The sequence below is a fragment of the Microbacterium sp. NPDC057659 genome, from assembly GCF_042799915.1.
Taxonomy (GTDB): domain Bacteria; phylum Actinomycetota; class Actinomycetes; order Actinomycetales; family Microbacteriaceae; genus Microbacterium.
On the sequence record NZ_JBHVHU010000001.1, the window covers coordinates 651,260 to 666,466 of the forward strand.

At 69.0% G+C, this 15,207-nt stretch carries 14 protein-coding genes; 5 read left to right on the forward strand and 9 right to left on the reverse strand.

Annotation, left to right across the window (positions count from 1 at the left end; genetic code table 11):
* Window positions 1-32: 32 nt before the first annotated feature.
* The 3 genes from ftsY to smc are packed head-to-tail and all read right to left on the reverse strand — an operon-like array spanning window position 33 to window position 4,819.
* On the reverse strand, window positions 33-908 hold the full coding sequence (ftsY, locus tag ACFVAE_RS03205) for a signal recognition particle-docking protein FtsY (RefSeq protein ID WP_378887805.1): 876 nt from the start codon (window positions 906-908) through the stop codon (window positions 33-35).
* 24 nt (window positions 909-932) lie between these two features.
* On the reverse strand, window positions 933-1,262 hold the full coding sequence (locus ACFVAE_RS03210) for an excalibur calcium-binding domain-containing protein (RefSeq protein WP_378887807.1): 330 nt from the start codon (window positions 1,260-1,262) through the stop codon (window positions 933-935).
* Between the two features lie 29 nt (window positions 1,263-1,291).
* Entirely contained in the window at window positions 1,292-4,819 is a 3,528-nt protein-coding gene (gene smc, locus ACFVAE_RS03215; protein ID WP_378887809.1) for a chromosome segregation protein SMC, read from the reverse strand.
* 547 nt (window positions 4,820-5,366) lie between these two features.
* Between smc and ACFVAE_RS03220 the strand changes: the two genes are divergently transcribed.
* The 5 genes from ACFVAE_RS03220 to ACFVAE_RS03240 all read left to right on the forward strand — a co-directional run bounded on the left by ACFVAE_RS03220 (window position 5,367) and on the right by ACFVAE_RS03240 (window position 9,956).
* A complete protein-coding gene (locus tag ACFVAE_RS03220; protein WP_378857646.1) occupies window positions 5,367-5,654 on the forward strand; it encodes a hypothetical protein in 288 nt (95 codons plus the stop codon).
* A gap of 12 nt (window positions 5,655-5,666) precedes the next feature.
* Window positions 5,667-6,776, forward strand: a complete 1,110-nt coding sequence (locus ACFVAE_RS03225; RefSeq protein WP_378887811.1) for a GNAT family N-acetyltransferase — start codon at window positions 5,667-5,669, stop codon at window positions 6,774-6,776.
* Complete coding sequence (locus ACFVAE_RS03230) at window positions 6,773-7,849, forward strand: GNAT family N-acetyltransferase (RefSeq protein WP_378887813.1); 1,077 nt, start codon at window positions 6,773-6,775, stop codon at window positions 7,847-7,849. The genes ACFVAE_RS03225 and ACFVAE_RS03230 overlap by 4 nt, the downstream gene beginning before the upstream one ends.
* 89 nt (window positions 7,850-7,938) lie before the next feature.
* Entirely contained in the window at window positions 7,939-8,634 is a 696-nt protein-coding gene (locus tag ACFVAE_RS03235) for an ABC transporter ATP-binding protein (protein ID WP_378887815.1), read from the forward strand.
* Window positions 8,631-9,956, forward strand: a complete 1,326-nt coding sequence (locus ACFVAE_RS03240; protein ID WP_378887817.1) for an FtsX-like permease family protein — start codon at window positions 8,631-8,633, stop codon at window positions 9,954-9,956. The genes ACFVAE_RS03235 and ACFVAE_RS03240 overlap by 4 nt, the downstream gene beginning before the upstream one ends.
* Window positions 9,957-10,066: 110 nt before the next feature.
* Here ACFVAE_RS03240 and mutM read toward each other — a convergent pair whose 3' ends face one another.
* From mutM to ACFVAE_RS03270, 6 genes are read right to left on the reverse strand one after another with little or no spacing between them, the layout of a single operon-like run.
* Window positions 10,067-10,960 carry a bifunctional DNA-formamidopyrimidine glycosylase/DNA-(apurinic or apyrimidinic site) lyase gene (mutM, locus tag ACFVAE_RS03245; protein WP_378887818.1) on the reverse strand — a complete coding sequence of 298 codons (894 nt, stop codon included), beginning with the start codon at window positions 10,958-10,960 and terminating at the stop codon, window positions 10,067-10,069.
* 8 nt (window positions 10,961-10,968) lie between these two features.
* Window positions 10,969-11,661: a ribonuclease III gene (rnc, locus tag ACFVAE_RS03250; RefSeq protein WP_378887820.1), complete on the reverse strand. Its 693-nt coding sequence runs from the start codon at window positions 11,659-11,661 to the stop codon at window positions 10,969-10,971.
* 16 nt (window positions 11,662-11,677) lie between these two features.
* A complete protein-coding gene (gene rpmF, locus ACFVAE_RS03255) occupies window positions 11,678-11,887 on the reverse strand; it encodes a 50S ribosomal protein L32 (protein ID WP_378857671.1) in 210 nt (69 codons plus the stop codon).
* Window positions 11,888-11,889: 2 nt separating this feature from the next.
* Window positions 11,890-12,438, reverse strand: a complete 549-nt coding sequence (locus ACFVAE_RS03260; RefSeq protein WP_378890465.1) for a YceD family protein — start codon at window positions 12,436-12,438, stop codon at window positions 11,890-11,892.
* A 56-nt stretch (window positions 12,439-12,494) separates the two neighbouring features.
* Entirely contained in the window at window positions 12,495-12,992 is a 498-nt protein-coding gene (gene coaD, locus ACFVAE_RS03265; RefSeq protein WP_378887822.1) for a pantetheine-phosphate adenylyltransferase, read from the reverse strand.
* Between the two features lie 26 nt (window positions 12,993-13,018).
* Complete coding sequence (locus ACFVAE_RS03270) at window positions 13,019-15,193, reverse strand: ATP-dependent DNA helicase RecG (RefSeq protein WP_378887824.1); 2,175 nt, start codon at window positions 15,191-15,193, stop codon at window positions 13,019-13,021.
* Between the last annotated feature and the right edge of the window lie 14 nt (window positions 15,194-15,207).

A 15,207-nucleotide genomic window follows, 5' to 3' on the forward strand; every position in this document is an offset into this window, starting at 1 on the left:
CCCGACGCGCCAGTGTTGCGGCTGAGTTCGGATCAGGCGCCGACGAGCGACTGCACGAACACGTGCGGGGTGAAGCCAGTGAGGTCATCGATGCCCTCGCCCTGACCGAGCAGCTTCACTGGGATGCCGGTGCGTTCCTGCACAGCGAGCACGAACCCGCCCTTCGCGGAGCCGTCCAGCTTGGTGATCACGAGCCCGGTGACGCCGGCGTGCTGCAGGAACGACTCGGCCTGCATCACGCCGTTCTGTCCGGTCGTGGCGTCCAGCACGAGCAGCACCTCGCTGATCGGCGCCTGCTTCTCGACGACGCGCTTGATCTTGCCCAGCTCGTCCATCAGGCCGCCCTTGGTGTGCAGGCGGCCCGCGGTGTCGATGATCGCGATCTCGATGCCGTTCTGCTTCGCGTAGTCGACGGTCTGGAAGGCGACCGACGCCGGGTCCTGCCCCTGCTGCTCCGGCCGCACGATCGCCGCGCCGGCGCGCTGCGCCCACGTCGCGAGCTGATCCACCGCCGCCGCGCGGAAAGTGTCGGCAGCTCCGACCACCACGCTGCGCTGGTAGCCGCGCAGGAACTTGGTGAACTTGCCGATCGTCGTCGTCTTGCCGACGCCGTTCACGCCGACGACCAGCACCACCGCCGGGCGTTCGGAGAGCTTCAGGGTGGTGTCGAACTTCGCGAAGTGCTCCTCGAGCGTTTCGCGCAGCATCCGCTGCAGGTCCTTCGGGTCGGTCGTGCGGTAGCGCTCGACCTTCGCACGCAGCTCGTCGACGATGCGCTCGGTGATGTCAGGGCCGAAGTCGGCCCCGATCAGCGCGGTCTCGAGGTCGTCCCACGTCGTCTCATCGATCGTGGGCTTGACGAACATGCCACGCAGCGCGCGACCGAGGGACCAGGACTTCTCCGCCATGACTCCAGGCTATCCGGTCGGAGCTCAGCCCTTCTCGCAGGCGATGCCGTCCTTGTCACGGTCGAGCTTCCGGTTCGCGTTGTACAGCGCCGTGTTGATCATCGGCTTCACCTTGAATGCGCGGTTCTTGCCGTTGACCTTGTTGTACTTCACGCCGGCCTTCGCGACGCCGCCCTTGTAGACCTTGTTCAGCGCGGTGCAGTTCTTGTACCCGACCACGCGCACGGCTGCACTCGACACGCCGCCCGGCGCTGCCGCGGCCGCCGCGCTCGCTGTGGCGACCGGCGCGATCAGAAGCGCGCCGGCGACGACGACGGCGCCGAATGCGCGCGACCCCAGAATTCTCTTCCCCATGGCACGGAGAGTAACAGAGAAATGACGACTCAGACAGCCGCCGCTGCACGGTCGCCGACGCGCTGGCCGACGACCGCGGAGACGCCGTCCTGGCGCATCGACACGCCGTACAGGGCGTCGGCGATCTCCATGGTGCGCTTCTGGTGCGTGATGATCAGCAGCTGCGAGTTCTCGCGCAGTTGCTCGAACACCGCCAGGAGCCGGCCGAGGTTCGCGTCGTCGAGCGCCGCCTCCACCTCGTCGAGGATGTAGAACGGGCTCGGACGCGCCTTGAAGATCGCGACCAGCAGTGCCACCGCGGCCAATGATCGTTCGCCGCCGGAGAGCAGCGACAGCCGTTCGATCTTCTTGCCGACCGGTCGCACAGCGACCTCGATGCCTGTGGTGAGCATGTCATCGGGCTTGGTCAGCGAGATGCTGCCGGCGCCGCCGGGGAACAGCACCGGGAACACCTCGGTGAAGGCCTGCCTGGTGTCTTCGAACGCGGCGGCGAAGATCGTCTGCATCCGCTCGTCGAGCTCGGCGATGATCGTCAGCAGATCCTGGCGGGTCTTCGTCAGGTCGGACAGCTGCTCAGTCAGGAACGCGTGCCGCTGTTCGAGCGCAGCGAATTCCTCGAGCGCGAGCGGATTGACCCTGCCGAGCTGTCCCAGCTTGCGCTCGGCATCCTTCAGACGGCGTTCCTGGATCCGGCGGTCGAACGGGATGGCGGCATCCTCGTCCTGCTCCTCGGCACCCGGATCGCGGGGAACCAGTTGATCGGGACCATATTCCGCAACGAGAATATCTTCATCGAGCGCCAGCTCCGACGACACCCGCTCCAGCAGGCTGCTCAGGTGCAGCTTCTTCTCGTGGATCTGCAGCTCGAGGCCGTGCACGCTCTCGGTGAGGCCGGCAAGACGCTCGCGCAGCGCAGTCTCCTGGGCGCGCAGCGCGCTGAGCTCCTCGTTCTGCGCTGAGCGCTCCGCCTCGGCCTCGGCCAGCGCCATCCGAGCCTCGGTGACCGACCGATCGATCGAGTCGAGCACCCGCGGCAGCTCGTCGGCGACACCGCTCGCGGCCTCCCGCTGGGCACGCCTGATGACAGCCCGCCGGGCAGCCTCCTCGGCTGCGGCGCGCTCGGACTCGCGCTGGCGCTCGAGCGTCGCGACCCTGGTCTGCGCGGCGCGCACCCGCTCGCGCAGAGTCTCGATCTCGAGCCGCGCCCGCACCTCGCCCTCACGCGCCGTCTCGAGCGCCTCGAGAAGGCCGTCGCGCGCCGACGCGTCGAGCACGGGTCGAGGTTCGCCCTCAGCTGCCTCGAGCTCGGCCTTCGCCGTCGCCATGGCCTTCTCCGCGTCCGTCACCGCCGACTGCGCCTGTCCGAACCCGGACTCCAGCCGATCGCACTCGGCGACCGCCGCCTCGTGCTGCACGGTCACCCGGTTCAGCTGCTCGGCGTGCGTGGCCAGCGCGGCGTCGTGCTCGCGCAGCCGCTGCAGCGCCTCCTTGGCTTCGCGCCGCGTCGTCTCGACGCGATCCGTGGCCTCTGCTCGCTGCGCGCGCAGCTCCTCGACGGTCGCCCGGACCTCGTCCAGGCGCTCTGCCGCCGCATCCCGTTCGGCCGCCAGCTCCAGTCGCGAGCGCTCCCCCGAACCTGCCCGCAGCGTGTGCGCGGTGAGAATCTCGCCGCCACGGGTCACGATCGTCGTCGTGGTGTCGCTCAGCGCGTCCAGCGCGGCCCTCGCACTGCGCGCCGAGTCGAGGTCATCCACGATGAGCACGTGCCCGAGGACTCCCAGCACGCCGGCCGGTGCGGTCACCACCTCGGCAGCCGACACTGCTCCGGCGACGACGGCTGCCGAACCGGCGGATCGTTCCGACCCGGCCGACCCGATCACGATGTCGATGGCTCCGCGTCCCTGTGTGTGCGGCACCAGCGCGAATGCGTCGTCGGCAGCATCCACCAGCACGCCCTCGGCGAGCGGACCGAGCACCGCGGCGATCGCCGCCTCGAATCCGGCCGTGACCTGCACCGAGTCGCCGACGAGACCCCGCACGCCGGGTACACCTTCAGCGACCAGATCCGCGGCACCGCCCGAGAACGAAAGCGCGCTGGTCAGCGCCGCCGCCTTCGCGGTCAGCGCGTCGGCCTCGCGCTCCGCCTCATGAAGGCGCTCACGCAGTCCGTCACGCTCGGCCTCCGCCGAGGTCGCCGCCTGCTGCGCCGTCTCGTAGGCCGCGGCGTGCTCGGCAGCCGAACCCTCCGGCGCCTCGCCCTCCTCGAACGCCTCGAGAGCCTCGGCCGCCTCTCGGCGGCGCGTCTGCGCGGCCTCGAGCGCGTTCTCCTGTCGCAGCACTGCGCCACGCACGGCGGCCAGGGCCGATGCCGCGGCATCCGCGTTACCGCGCAACGTGGTGAGCCGCATGTCGTAGGCCGACACGAGCGCGCTCTGCTCCGCGATGTCGACATCCAGAGTGTCCAGCTCGGCACGGGCCTGCACGACCTCACGGCTCGCGGCGGCCGCGGCGTCCTGCGCGTCGCCGAGCCCCTCGGAGATGCGGGTGATCTCGTCCTTGGCCTCGTCGATGGTGGTCTGCGTGACGGTGATCGCGGTCACCGCGTCGTCGTCCTCGCTGCCGAGCAGCGCCAGACGCTGGTTCGCGAGCGTGAACAGCCCGCGCATGCGCTCCTGCACCTGCTCCAGGCCGAACGCCACACGCCGGGCCTCGTCGACGGCTGCGGAGTTCTGCTCGGCCTCCAGGCGCAGGATGCCCGTGTGCGCGGCATCGACCTGCTCGGAGAGCACCAGGCGCTCCGTGTGCCGCTCGTTCTCGGTGCGGGTGTGGTCGGCGAGCGTCGTCCGCAGCGCGACGACGTCATCGGCGAACAGACGTGCCTTCGCATCGCGCACCACCGCGGCGATCGTCTGCGCCTCGCGCGCGATCTCGGCCTGGCGGCCGAGCGGCTTCAGCTGCCGTCGGATCTCCCCCGCCAGGTCACTGAGACGGGTGAGGTTGGTCTCCATCGCATCGAGCTTGCGAAGGGTCTTCTCCTTGCGACGGCGGTGCTTGAGAATGCCGGCGGCCTCCTCGATGAATCCACGGCGGTCCTCCGGCGAGGCCTGCAGCACGGTGTCGAGGCGCCCCTGGCCGACGATGACGTGCATCTCGCGGCCGAGGCCCGAGTCGCTGAGCAGCTCCTGCACGTCCAGCAGTCGGCATCCGGTGCCGTTGATCGCGTACTCGCTCGACCCGTTGCGGAACAGGGTGCGGCTGATCGTGACCTCGGCGTACTCGATCGGAAGCGCGCCGTCGGAGTTGTCGATCGTGAGCTGCACCTCTGCGCGGCCGAGGGGCCCGCGTGTGGAGGTGCCGGCGAAGATGACGTCCTCCATCTTGCCGCCGCGCAGGGTCTTCGCGCCCTGCTCCCCCATCACCCAGGCCAGGGCGTCGACGACGTTCGACTTGCCGGATCCGTTCGGGCCGACGATGCAGGTGACGCCCGGCTCGAAGACGAAGGTCGTCGGCTGCGCGAACGACTTGAAGCCTTTGAGCGTGAGGCTCTTCAGATGCATGCAGGCGCCTTCGGGGTCGGGGGAATCACGCCCATACGCTACCGGAATCACGCGGCTCTTCAGGGGATTCCGCGCCGTCCCGCGACCGATCCGCCCATACGCGACACGCCGAGGACACACCCGAACGCTTGACTCGGCTGTGAATTTCCCGCTAGCGTGACTCACCGATCGCTTGAAGGAAAGGAGAGACCGATGATGATCACGAAGTTTGATGCCCGCCTCAATGGCCCAGCCGCGCGTTCGTTCGCGTGCTTCGCGCACTCGGTTTCTCCCGTCGGAGTCTCCGGGCTGAGTTAACAGGCGCCCCGCCCTCCTCGATCCTCCCGGCACCTCTGTGCCGGTATCCGATCGCCGCGTCCCTGTCGTCGCATCGACGCCACAGGTCTGACGCCTCCCGCGCAACTCGCCGACCATCGGCAGCGCATCACCGGCATCCGCCGGCCTCTCCGGCCGGCAGACCGCCGGCTTCCGTGGATCCGTCCGCCGCTGAGCGCGCGACGACCACCCCAGATCGTCCCATCGATCGACCTTTAAGGAACCAATCACCGTGAATACCTCTTTGCTCACCCCCGGCACCCTGCAGCGTCAGGGGCACCCGCCGGATACCGAGGATCGCCAGATCCTCACCCTCCCCGACGCCGCTGAGCGTCAGTACCTGACTCCGGCCGATCGGCTGAGGCTGCGCATCGGCCTCTGGCTGCTGGAGCGGACACTGCGGCACGACGACCGCATCACCGAACAGGAGCGTCGCGAGCGTCTCGCCCTCGAGCGCGCGCGTCCCACCATCGAGGACGCCCAGGCGCCCATCTACGACCTGCAGCTCCGGCTGCGCTGAATCGAGATCATCATGACCGCCACCCCGCCTGTGTACGCGCTCCCCGCCGGCGCGACCCTGCGTCCGCTCGTTCTTCCGGAACGGGCGGACGCGGGGCCCACCCCGCTGATCCGCGAGTACGCGGAGGTGCGGAACCGCAGCATCCTCGAGAGCACGGGCCGCGACGACGACTCCCTCTCGGCGGAATCGCTGCTGCCGATGCTCTACAGCACGCCCGACAGGACGCGCCGCCAGTGGTACGTCGAGTCGGAGGGCCGGATCGTCGGATGCTGCGCCCTCGACATCCTGCAGGACGACGGCGGGCGCACGGCGTTCATCATCGTCGCGCTGCTGAAGGAGGCGCAGGACCGGGGCATCGGCCGCGCCGCCTACGAACAGCTCGAGACCGCTGCGCGTGCTGCGGGCGTGCGCAAGCTCGTGCACTTCGCCGAACATCATGACGACGGCTCTGGCCTCGACACCGTGCCGTCACCGACCGGCTTCGGATCGGTGCCCGCCGACCGCGCCGCGCGATTCCTGACACGCAACGGCTACTCGCTCGAGACCGTCGAGCGCGCCAGCCGCTATCTCTGGACCGACGACAGCGTCGCCCGGCTGGAGGCGCAGGCCGCGGAGGCGGCCGACCACGCATCCGCCTACCGCATCGTGCAGTGGATGCTGCCGACACCCGCAGAGTACGTGGACGGCTATGCGTGGATGAAGTCGCGCATGTCGACCGACGTGCCGGAAGGCGAGCTCGGCCTTCCCGAGGAGACTTGGGACGCCGCCCGCGTGGCGCAGCAGGACGAGCGCACCGCCGCACGCGGCTACCACCAGTTCGTCACCGCCGCACAGCACATCGAGACCGGTGAGCTCAGCGCGTTCAACGAGCTGGCGATCGGTCCCGACGCCGCGGGCGTCACTCATCAGTACGACACCCTCGTGCTCGCGCACCATCGCGGGCACCGGCTCGGCATGCTCGTCAAGACCGCAGGTCTGCTCGCCTGGCGCGAGCGGTACCCCGATTCGCCTCGGGTCATCACCTACAACTCCGAACAGAACCGCCCGATGCTCTCGATCAACGAGGACATCGGATTCACTGCCTTCGCCCACGAGGGCGCCTGGAAGAAGGAACTCCGATGAGCGACACGCTCACCATCGAACAGCTCGTCCTGCCCGCATCCGCCGAGGGCCCCGAAGCGGCGGATCTGCGCGCGCTGACCGAACTGAACAACGCGGTCTGCCGCGAGGACGCCGATCTCACCGACCTCGACTTCACGCCTGTGGAGATGCTGGCGGACCTGCGAGATGACGCCGACACCGTGCACCGAGTCTTCGTCGTCCGTGAGGGAACCAGGATCGCCGGCGCCTGCATCCTCAACCACGCTCTCGCGGAGCCGACCAGCACCGACTTCGATCTGATGGTGCTGCGGGCCGACCGCGGTCACGGCATCGAGGACGCGCTCCTCGCACGTGTCGAGGCGGAGACCAGAGCGCTGGACCGCAGCATCATGCAGGCCTGGACACTGCACCGTGTCACGACCACAGGCGAGACCCTCGTACCTGCGACAGGTTGGGGCGCGATCGCGCGGTCCCCGCAGAGCGACCTCTTCCTGGCCAACGGATTCGTGCTCGAGCAGGTCGAGCGCAACAGCGCCTTCGACCTGACGGGGCCGATCGACGACGTACAGCGGGCGCTCGATGAGTCGCTGTCCGCTGCGGGACCGGACTACCGTCTCGTTCTCTGGACGATCCCGACACCGCCCGAGCTCCGCGACGGGTACGCCTGGGCCCTGTCGAGGATGTCGACGGATGCCCCGGCCGGTGCCATGGAGATCGACGAGGAGATCTGGGACGCCGCACGCGTCGCGCGCCGGGAGCAGAAGATCATCGACAGCGAGCAGACGCTGTCGGTCGCCGCGGTCGTGCACGAGCCGAGCGGGCAGGTCGCGGCGTTCAACGAACTCGTCATCGGCGCCGACCGGACGGAGCCGACGCACCAGTACAACACGCTGGTGCTCAAGGAGCATCGCGGTCACCGGCTCGGGATGCTGGTCAAGTGCGCGAACATCCTGCACTGGCGCGAGGTCGCTCCGGAGTCGCCCAGGATCACGACTTTCAACGTCGAGGAGAACAGGCCGATGCTCGACATCAACGAGGCGATCGGTTTCGTGCCGGTCGCATACGCCGGAGCGTGGCAGAAGCGCCTGGTCTGATCGTCGATCATCCCAGCGGATGATCCCCCGAGAGGTGGATCATCCGCTGGGCCGACGACGAGCGCCGGCGATCCGCGGATGCTGGAATCATGAGCACTCCGATCCTGCGCGCCAGCGCCCTCCAGAAGTCCTACGGTCCCACGCGTGCCCTCGCCGGCGTCGATCTGACCGTCCAGCGCGGCGAATCCGTGGCGATCATGGGCGCCTCGGGCTCGGGGAAGACGACCCTGCTGCACGTGCTCGCCGGCATCATCACGCCCGACAGCGGATCGGTGCAGTTCGCCCCTTCCACCGGTGAGGCCGTCGATGTGACCGCGCTCGGTGAGTCGGCGCGGTCGAGACTGCGGCGCGAGCGGTTCGGCTTCGTGTTCCAGCAGGGACTGCTGATCCCCGAACTCACCGCGATCGAGAACGTCGCGCTCGCCCTCATGATCAACGGGATGAAGCGCTCCGACGCTCTGCCGCATGCGGCCGCGTGGCTGCAGTCCCTGGGACTCGCCGGCATGGAGGAGCGCCGGATCGGCGAGCTCTCCGGCGGCCAGGCGCAGCGCGTCGCGATCGCACGCTCACAGGTGACCGGCGCCGAGCTGATCTTCGCCGATGAACCCACCGGTGCCCTCGATTCCCGTACCTCGTCCGAGGTGATGGACGCCCTGCTGTGGTCGACGACCGGTCAGGGACACACGCTGGTCGTCGTCACGCACGACCCCGGAGTGGCTGCGCGCTGCTCCCGCACGGTCGCGATGCGCGACGGTCTGATCGTCCCGGCGGAGGTGTCGGCATGAACGCCGGCGTGCTGCGCATGCTGATGCGCCCCGCGCCCGGGTCGCTCGGCGTGATCGCGATCCCCGCCGTCGCGTTCGGGATCGTCACGGCGCTGGTGCTCACTGTGCTCGGCGGCGCCCAGTCGTTCTGGACCTGGGACGACGACTACGGCTACCTCTACAAGGTGCTAGCTTCGGTCGCGCTGGTGCTGCTGATCGTGCCCCTGATGACGCTGGGCGGTGCTGCCGCACGGCTCTCCGCACGGCGCCGCGACGAGCGGCTGTCCACTCTGCGCCTGCTCGGGGTGACACCGGCGGGCGTCTCCTTCGCCACTGTCGTGGAGTCGGCGCTGATCGCCGCGGTCGGTGCGGTCGCCGGCATCCTGCTGTACTTCGCGATCACGCCCCTGATCGGGTTGATCCCCTTCCGGGGCGCGCCGCTCGGCGTGCTCGCGGTCATCCTTCCGGCCTGGCAGATCCTCGCTGTCCTCGGCGGAGTGATCCTGCTCGCCGTGCTCAGCGCAGTGATCGGTCTTCGCCGGGTCAACATCTCGCCGCTCGGAGTGCGGATGCGCTCCGACGCGCCGCGCATGGGCGTGCTGCGTGCAGTGATCGTCGCTGTCGCCGTGGCAGCGGCATTCGTCGCGATCAAGGTCCTGCCGAGCATCGCCGGCGCGCTGTTCGTCACCGTCGGCATCGCCGCCGTGTTCGCCGTCGTTCTCGGCCTGCTGAACCTCATCGGTCCGTGGGTGCTGGGTGTGCGCGCCCGTCGTCAGCTGCGGAGGGCCGAGACGCCCGAGCGGATGCTCGCCGCCCGCATGGTGCTGGATGCGCCGAAGGCCGCATGGCGGCAGGTGAGCGGCATCGCGATGGCGAGCTTCATGGCCGTGTTCGCCGGGACCGGCGTCGCGCTCATGGATGTGATGAGCACGGGCGACGTACGGGCCGAGGATCTCGCACTCGTGACCGACATGCGCACCGGGCTGGTCATCACCCTCATCGGCTCGTTCATCATGGTCGCGGCATCCGTCGGCGTGAACCAGGCATCTGCGATCGCGGACCAGCGTGAGCTGCACGCAAGTCTGCATCGGCTGGGCGTGCCGATGGAGACGGTGGATGCTGCGCGCACCCGCGCGATCATGTCGCCGCTGATGCTCACCGCGATCGGCTCCGCGCTCTGCGCGGCGATCATGATCCTTCCGCTTCTCGGCCTGACCATGATCGTCGCGCCGCTCTCGCTGGTGACCATCCTCGCCGTGCTCGCTGTCGGCATCCTGACGGTATGGGCGGCGACCCGCGTCACGCGCCCGCTGCTCGCGAACTCCTTCACGCTGGCGGCATGACCCTGATCGAAGCGATCAGCGATGGGACGGCAGGACGCGCTTCAGCTGCTCCAGCCGTCCCATCCGTCCGCTGCAGATGCGGTGACGCGGTCTGAGGCGCACGCGCGGGTTCAGCGACGCCGTTGGCACTTCGGACAGTAGTGGCTGGACCGATTCATGAACGCCTCACGGCGGATCGGCCCGCCGCAGCGCGGGCAGGACTGCCCGGTGCGCCCATAGGCGTTGAGCGAGTGCGCGAAATACCCCGCCTGCCCGTTGACGTTCACGTACTGCGCGTCGAAGCTCGTCCCGCCCTCGGCGAGAGCCTTCTCGAGCACGAGGCGCACCTCTCCGAGCAGCCTGCGCAGCGCCTGTGCCGAGAGCGCCCGCCCCTCGGTCTCCGGGTGGATGCGGGCGGCCCAGAGCGATTCGTCGGCATAGATGTTGCCGATCCCGCTGATCAGATTCTGGTCGAGCAGGATGCGCTTGATCGCGCTCGACCTCCGCCGGACGGCGGCGATGAATGCCGCATCATCGAAAGCCGGATCAAGCGCATCTCGCGCGATGTGCGCCACCTGCGACGGCACCAGCGCCAGGTCGCTGCCCAGTCCCCCGGGACTCGAATCCGGCGTGTCGAACAGGTCGTCGACCGCCAGGGACCCGAAAGTACGCTGGTCCGAGAAGACGACGGCCAGCCGGCCGTGTGCCGGATGCTCGATGTGCAGCCGCACGCGTTCATGCCGCTCCGGCACGGCATCGGGCGTGCGCAGCAGCATCTGCCCGCTCATGCCGAGATGCGCGACCAGCGCCCGGCGGCGATCTGCCAGCGGCAGCCAGAGGAACTTGCCGCGACGCACTGCGGCGATGACGTTGGTGCCCTCGAGCTGCGCGACGAAATCAGCAGCGCCGCGCGCATGGCGCGTCAGCGCGCGCTCGTCGAGTACCGAGACCGATGCAACGGCGGCGCCGACGACTGCGGGCGCGAGACCGGCTCTGACGACCTCGACCTCAGGCAGCTCGGGCATCGACGAACTCAGGCGCGGTCGCTGAGCAGCCGCCAGGCGCTGAGCGCGGCGGCCATCTCGGCGGTCTTCTTGCTGGTGCCCTCGCCGGTCTGCGCGAGCTCGCCGACCAGCACCGTCGCCGTGAAGCGGCGGTCGTGGTCGGGGCCGGTGGCCTTCACCGAGTAGCTCGGTGGCGTGGCGCCCAACCGAGCGGCGAGCTCCTGAAGACTGGTCTTCGGATCCATCGCCGCGCCGTACCGCTCAGGGTCGGCGAGAAGTGGTTCCGTGAGGCGCAGTACGAGTGCCGTGGCCGCATCGGGGCCAGCCGAGATGTACGTCGCCCCGATCACCGCCTCCATCGTGTCGGCGAGGATGGAGTCCTTGTCGCGACCGCCGGTCTGCTCTTCGCCCCGGCCGAGCAGCAGGTGCTCGCCCAGGCCGATGCCACGGGCGACCTCAGCGAGGGCCACGGTCGACACGACGCTTGCGCGACGCTTGGCCAGCTCTCCCTCGTCGAGATCGGGATGCGTGGTGAAGAGCATCACCGTGACGGCGAGACCCAGCACCGAGTCGCCGAGGAACTCGAGACGCTCGTTGTGCGGCGACCCGCCGTGCTCATACGCGTAGGAGCGATGCGTGAGGGCGCGCGTGAGGAGCTGGGGGTCGATGTCGACCCCCAGCGTCTCACTCAGAGGCGCCGTCCCCCGCACCACCCCGGTCACGATCTGCCGATCGCGATCAGATGTCTGCGACCTTGCGGCCCTTGTACTCAAGGAACAGCTCGGTGCCCTGCGAGTCGGTGACGACCTTCGCCTGGTGCGGACGGCTGTAGACGGTCTTGCCGTTCTCGACGGTCTTCACCAGAGCGGTGGGCGTCGCCTTCCACTGCGCGCGGCGCGAGCGGGTGTTCGAACGGGAGACCTTGCGCTTCGGGGGGTTACCGGCCATGACTAGCTCTCTTCTTTCTCGGCGGCGCGGCTCTCTGCCGCACCGTCCTGGTCTGTGATCTGCTGGAGCGCGCTCCACCGAGGATCGATGGGAGCGGTGCTCTCTGCGCCGGTGCTCGCGGTCAGCCTCTCACCCGTGTTCGGGTCGAGACCCGGGCAGTCCGGCTGACACACCGGCTGGAAGGGAAGCGACAAAACGACCGCATCCCTGACCAGAGTTTCAAGATCCACGTGGTCGTCTTGAACCTCGAAGTCAGTTTCTTCCTCTCCAGGATACGCGAAAAGCTCCTGGAACTCGACTTCGACAGGCGCAGAGATGTCAGTCAGGCATCGCCCGCACACGCCGACGTACTCGGCATCCGCTGTTCCGGACACCAGAATGCCCTCGTGCACGGACTCCAGACGCACGTCGAGGTCGACGATCTCGCCGGCCTCGACCGACACGATCCCCTCTCCCCAGCGCTCCGCCAGGGTCACCTCGAACGCATGCTCGCGCATCTCTCCCGGGCGGCGCGTGATGTCGCGCACGGGCAGGACGAAAGGACCGTTCAGTCGGGATTTCACCCAGCCATGCTACCCGGTGCAGACCCGGCAGAGGCCGAAGGGGCTCAGATGCCGCGCGAACCCGTGTCGAGGAACTCGGCCACGGACGGCGGCACGAACGGCGAGACATCGCCGCCGAGCGACGCCACCTGCCGCACCAGAGAGCTCGACACCAGCGCATGCGCGGGGTCCGGAAGCAGGAAGACGGTCTCGATGTCGGCGAGGTGCCTGTTCACGATCGCCATGGGCGATTCATAGGCGACGTCGACCTGAGAGCGGATGCCCTTGACCAGCACGCCGGCATTGACGTCGCGCGCGTAGTCGACCAGCAGGCCCATGCTCCAGGAGCCCACGATGATGGTGCCCTCGAGCCCTGCGTCCGCGATGGACTGCTCGAGCAGCGCGAGGCGCTGCGCGATCGGCAGCATCGCCTCTTTGCCGGGGTTGTGCACGACCAGCACATGGAGTTCGTCGTACAGCCGCGCAGCGCGCTTGATGACGTCGAGATGTCCGAGGGTCGGCGGGTCGAAGGAACCAGGGACGACGGCGATCCTGCTGTTCATGATTGCCACTGTAGAGGACGCCGCTCCTAGTTCTTGCTGAGAGCGGCCCTGTCCTCCTCGGTCACCCGGCGCGCGATCGTGTCGCGCAGCCCCGGATGCCTCTCCAGCGCCGGGTCCTCTGCGAGGATCTCCTCCGCGATCTCGCGGGCCCGTCCGATGAGCCCCGAGTCCTTCACGACGCGCAGCAGCCGCAGCGACGACTTCACGCCGGACTGCGTCGAGCCCAGCACATCGCCCTCGCCGCGCAGTTCGAGATCGACTTCGGCCAGCGCGAAGCCGTCCAGCGTCGCGGCCACGGCATCCACGCGTTCCCGCGCGACCGTGCCCTCCTCCGCCTCGGTGACGAGCAGGCACAGCCCCGGAACCCCGCCGCGACCGACGCGGCCGCGAAGCTGGTGCAGCTGCGAGACGCCGAACCGGTCGGCGTCGAGGATCACCATGGTCGACGCGTTCGGAACGTCGACGCCGACCTCGATCACCGTCGTCGCGATCAGGAGGTCGATGTCGCCCCTGGCGAACGCCTGCATGATGGCGTCCTTCTCGTCTGAGGGCATCTTGCCGTGCAGCACTGCGCGGCGAACCTTCGACAGCGCCGGATGCGTGGACAGCGCCTCCTCCAGCTGCACGACGCCCCAGCGCGGCCCCTTCGCCGCGCCGTCGAACAGGGCGCTTCCGGCATCCGCTTCTGCCGTGTCCTTGGTCGTGTCGATCGCCGCGCACACGGCGAACACCTGACGGCCCTGCGCTATCTCCTCGGCCGAGCGCTCCCAGACGCGCTGCCACCACGCAGGGTGCTCGGCGAGCGGCGCGACGAACGTCTGGATGCCTGCGCGGCCTGCCGGCATCGTGCGGATAACGGAGGTGTCCAGGTCGCCGAACACCGTCATCGCGACGGTGCGCGGAATCGGCGTGGCGGTCAGGACCAGCGCGTGCGGGCTGGATCCCTTCGCGCGCAGCGTCTCGCGCTGCTCGACGCCGAACCTGTGCTGCTCGTCCACGACCACGAGGCCCAGGTCGGCGAAGGTGGTCTTCTCGGACAGCAGCGCGTGCGTTCCGACCACGATGAGTGCCTGACCGGATGCAACGCGCAGCGCGGCCTTGCGGCGCAGCGGCGCGGACATCTGCCCTGTCAGCAGGGTGGGCATGAGGAGCGGGGCGAGTTCAGGGCCCAGCATCTTCGTGATCGAGCGCAGATGCTGCCCGGCGAGAACTTCGGTCGGAGCGATCAGTGCCGCCTGTCCCCCGGACTCCGCCACCTGCAGCATCGCGCGCAGCGCGACGAGCGTCTTGCCCGAGCCGACCTCGCCCTGCACCAGCCTGTTCATCGGCCACTGCGCTACCAGATCCTGCTGGATCGATGCCCCGACCTCCTGCTGGTCGCGCGTGAGGGTGAAGGGAAGATTCGCATCGAACCGCTCCAGCAGCCCGCCCTGCCGCGCGGGCCGAGGTATGGCGCTGAGCTCGCGCACCGCGGCTCGCTGCTGCAGCAGCGCGGTCTGCAGAGTCAGCGCCTCGTGCATCCGCAGGGTGCGCACGGCAGGATCGATGTCGTTGCGGGTGGGCGGTCGGTGCACGTTCTCGAGCGCGGTGCGCGCGTCGAGCAGCCCCTCCGCCACGCGCAGGTGCTCCGGCAGCGGATCAGGGATCGGCCCGAGATCGTTCAGCACACGGCCGACGAGATCGGCGATCTTCATGCTCGCCATCGACGCAGTCGCCGGGTAGATCGGGATCGGCACGGTGACGCTGGTGTCGGCGTGCTGACGCGCCTCGGCCTCGTCATCGAACATCTGGTACTCGGGATGCGAGAACTGCAGACTGTCCCGATACTCGGCGACCTTGCCGGAGAACACGCCTCGGCGGCCGACCCGCAGCTCGTTCTGCCGCCACTCGAGCTGCCCCGGACCCTTTCCGAAGAAGGTCAGCGACATCCGACCGATGCCGTCGCCGATCGTCACCTCGAGCATGGCCCCCTGACGGTTGCGCATGCGCCGGATGCCGGTGGAGAGCACCTCGGCGACGATCGTGACCGTCTCGCCGATCGGAAGGTCGAGGATCGGCGTGAGTTCGCCGCGATCGGCGTACCGGCGCGGATAGTGCGCCACGAGGTCGCCGACCGTCTTCAGCCCGAACGCCTTGTCGAGGGCCTTCGCGGTCGCACCGCCGACGGCGACATCGAGGGGCGTTTCCAGCGTGGACGGCATGCTCACGAGTCTAG

Bases quoted from the DNA above. Each gene is read 5' to 3' on its own strand.
- ACFVAE_RS03270 (WP_378887824.1), bottom strand. From the start codon at position 15,193: ATGCCGTCCACGCTGGAAACGCCCCTCGATGTCGCCGTCGGCGGTGCG.
- ACFVAE_RS03240 (WP_378887817.1), top strand. From the start codon at position 8,631: ATGAACGCCGGCGTGCTGCGCATGCTGATGCGCCCCGCGCCCGGGTCG.
- ACFVAE_RS03210 (WP_378887807.1), bottom strand. From the start codon at position 1,262: ATGGGGAAGAGAATTCTGGGGTCGCGCGCATTCGGCGCCGTCGTCGTC.
- ftsY (WP_378887805.1), bottom strand. From the start codon at position 908: ATGGCGGAGAAGTCCTGGTCCCTCGGTCGCGCGCTGCGTGGCATGTTC.
- rpmF (WP_378857671.1), bottom strand. From the start codon at position 11,887: ATGGCCGGTAACCCCCCGAAGCGCAAGGTCTCCCGTTCGAACACCCGC.
- smc (WP_378887809.1), bottom strand. From the start codon at position 4,819: ATGCATCTGAAGAGCCTCACGCTCAAAGGCTTCAAGTCGTTCGCGCAG.
- ACFVAE_RS03235 (WP_378887815.1), top strand. From the start codon at position 7,939: ATGAGCACTCCGATCCTGCGCGCCAGCGCCCTCCAGAAGTCCTACGGT.
- ACFVAE_RS03230 (WP_378887813.1), top strand. From the start codon at position 6,773: ATGAGCGACACGCTCACCATCGAACAGCTCGTCCTGCCCGCATCCGCC.
- ACFVAE_RS03225 (WP_378887811.1), top strand. From the start codon at position 5,667: ATGACCGCCACCCCGCCTGTGTACGCGCTCCCCGCCGGCGCGACCCTG.
- coaD (WP_378887822.1), bottom strand. From the start codon at position 12,992: ATGAACAGCAGGATCGCCGTCGTCCCTGGTTCCTTCGACCCGCCGACC.
- mutM (WP_378887818.1), bottom strand. From the start codon at position 10,960: ATGCCCGAGCTGCCTGAGGTCGAGGTCGTCAGAGCCGGTCTCGCGCCC.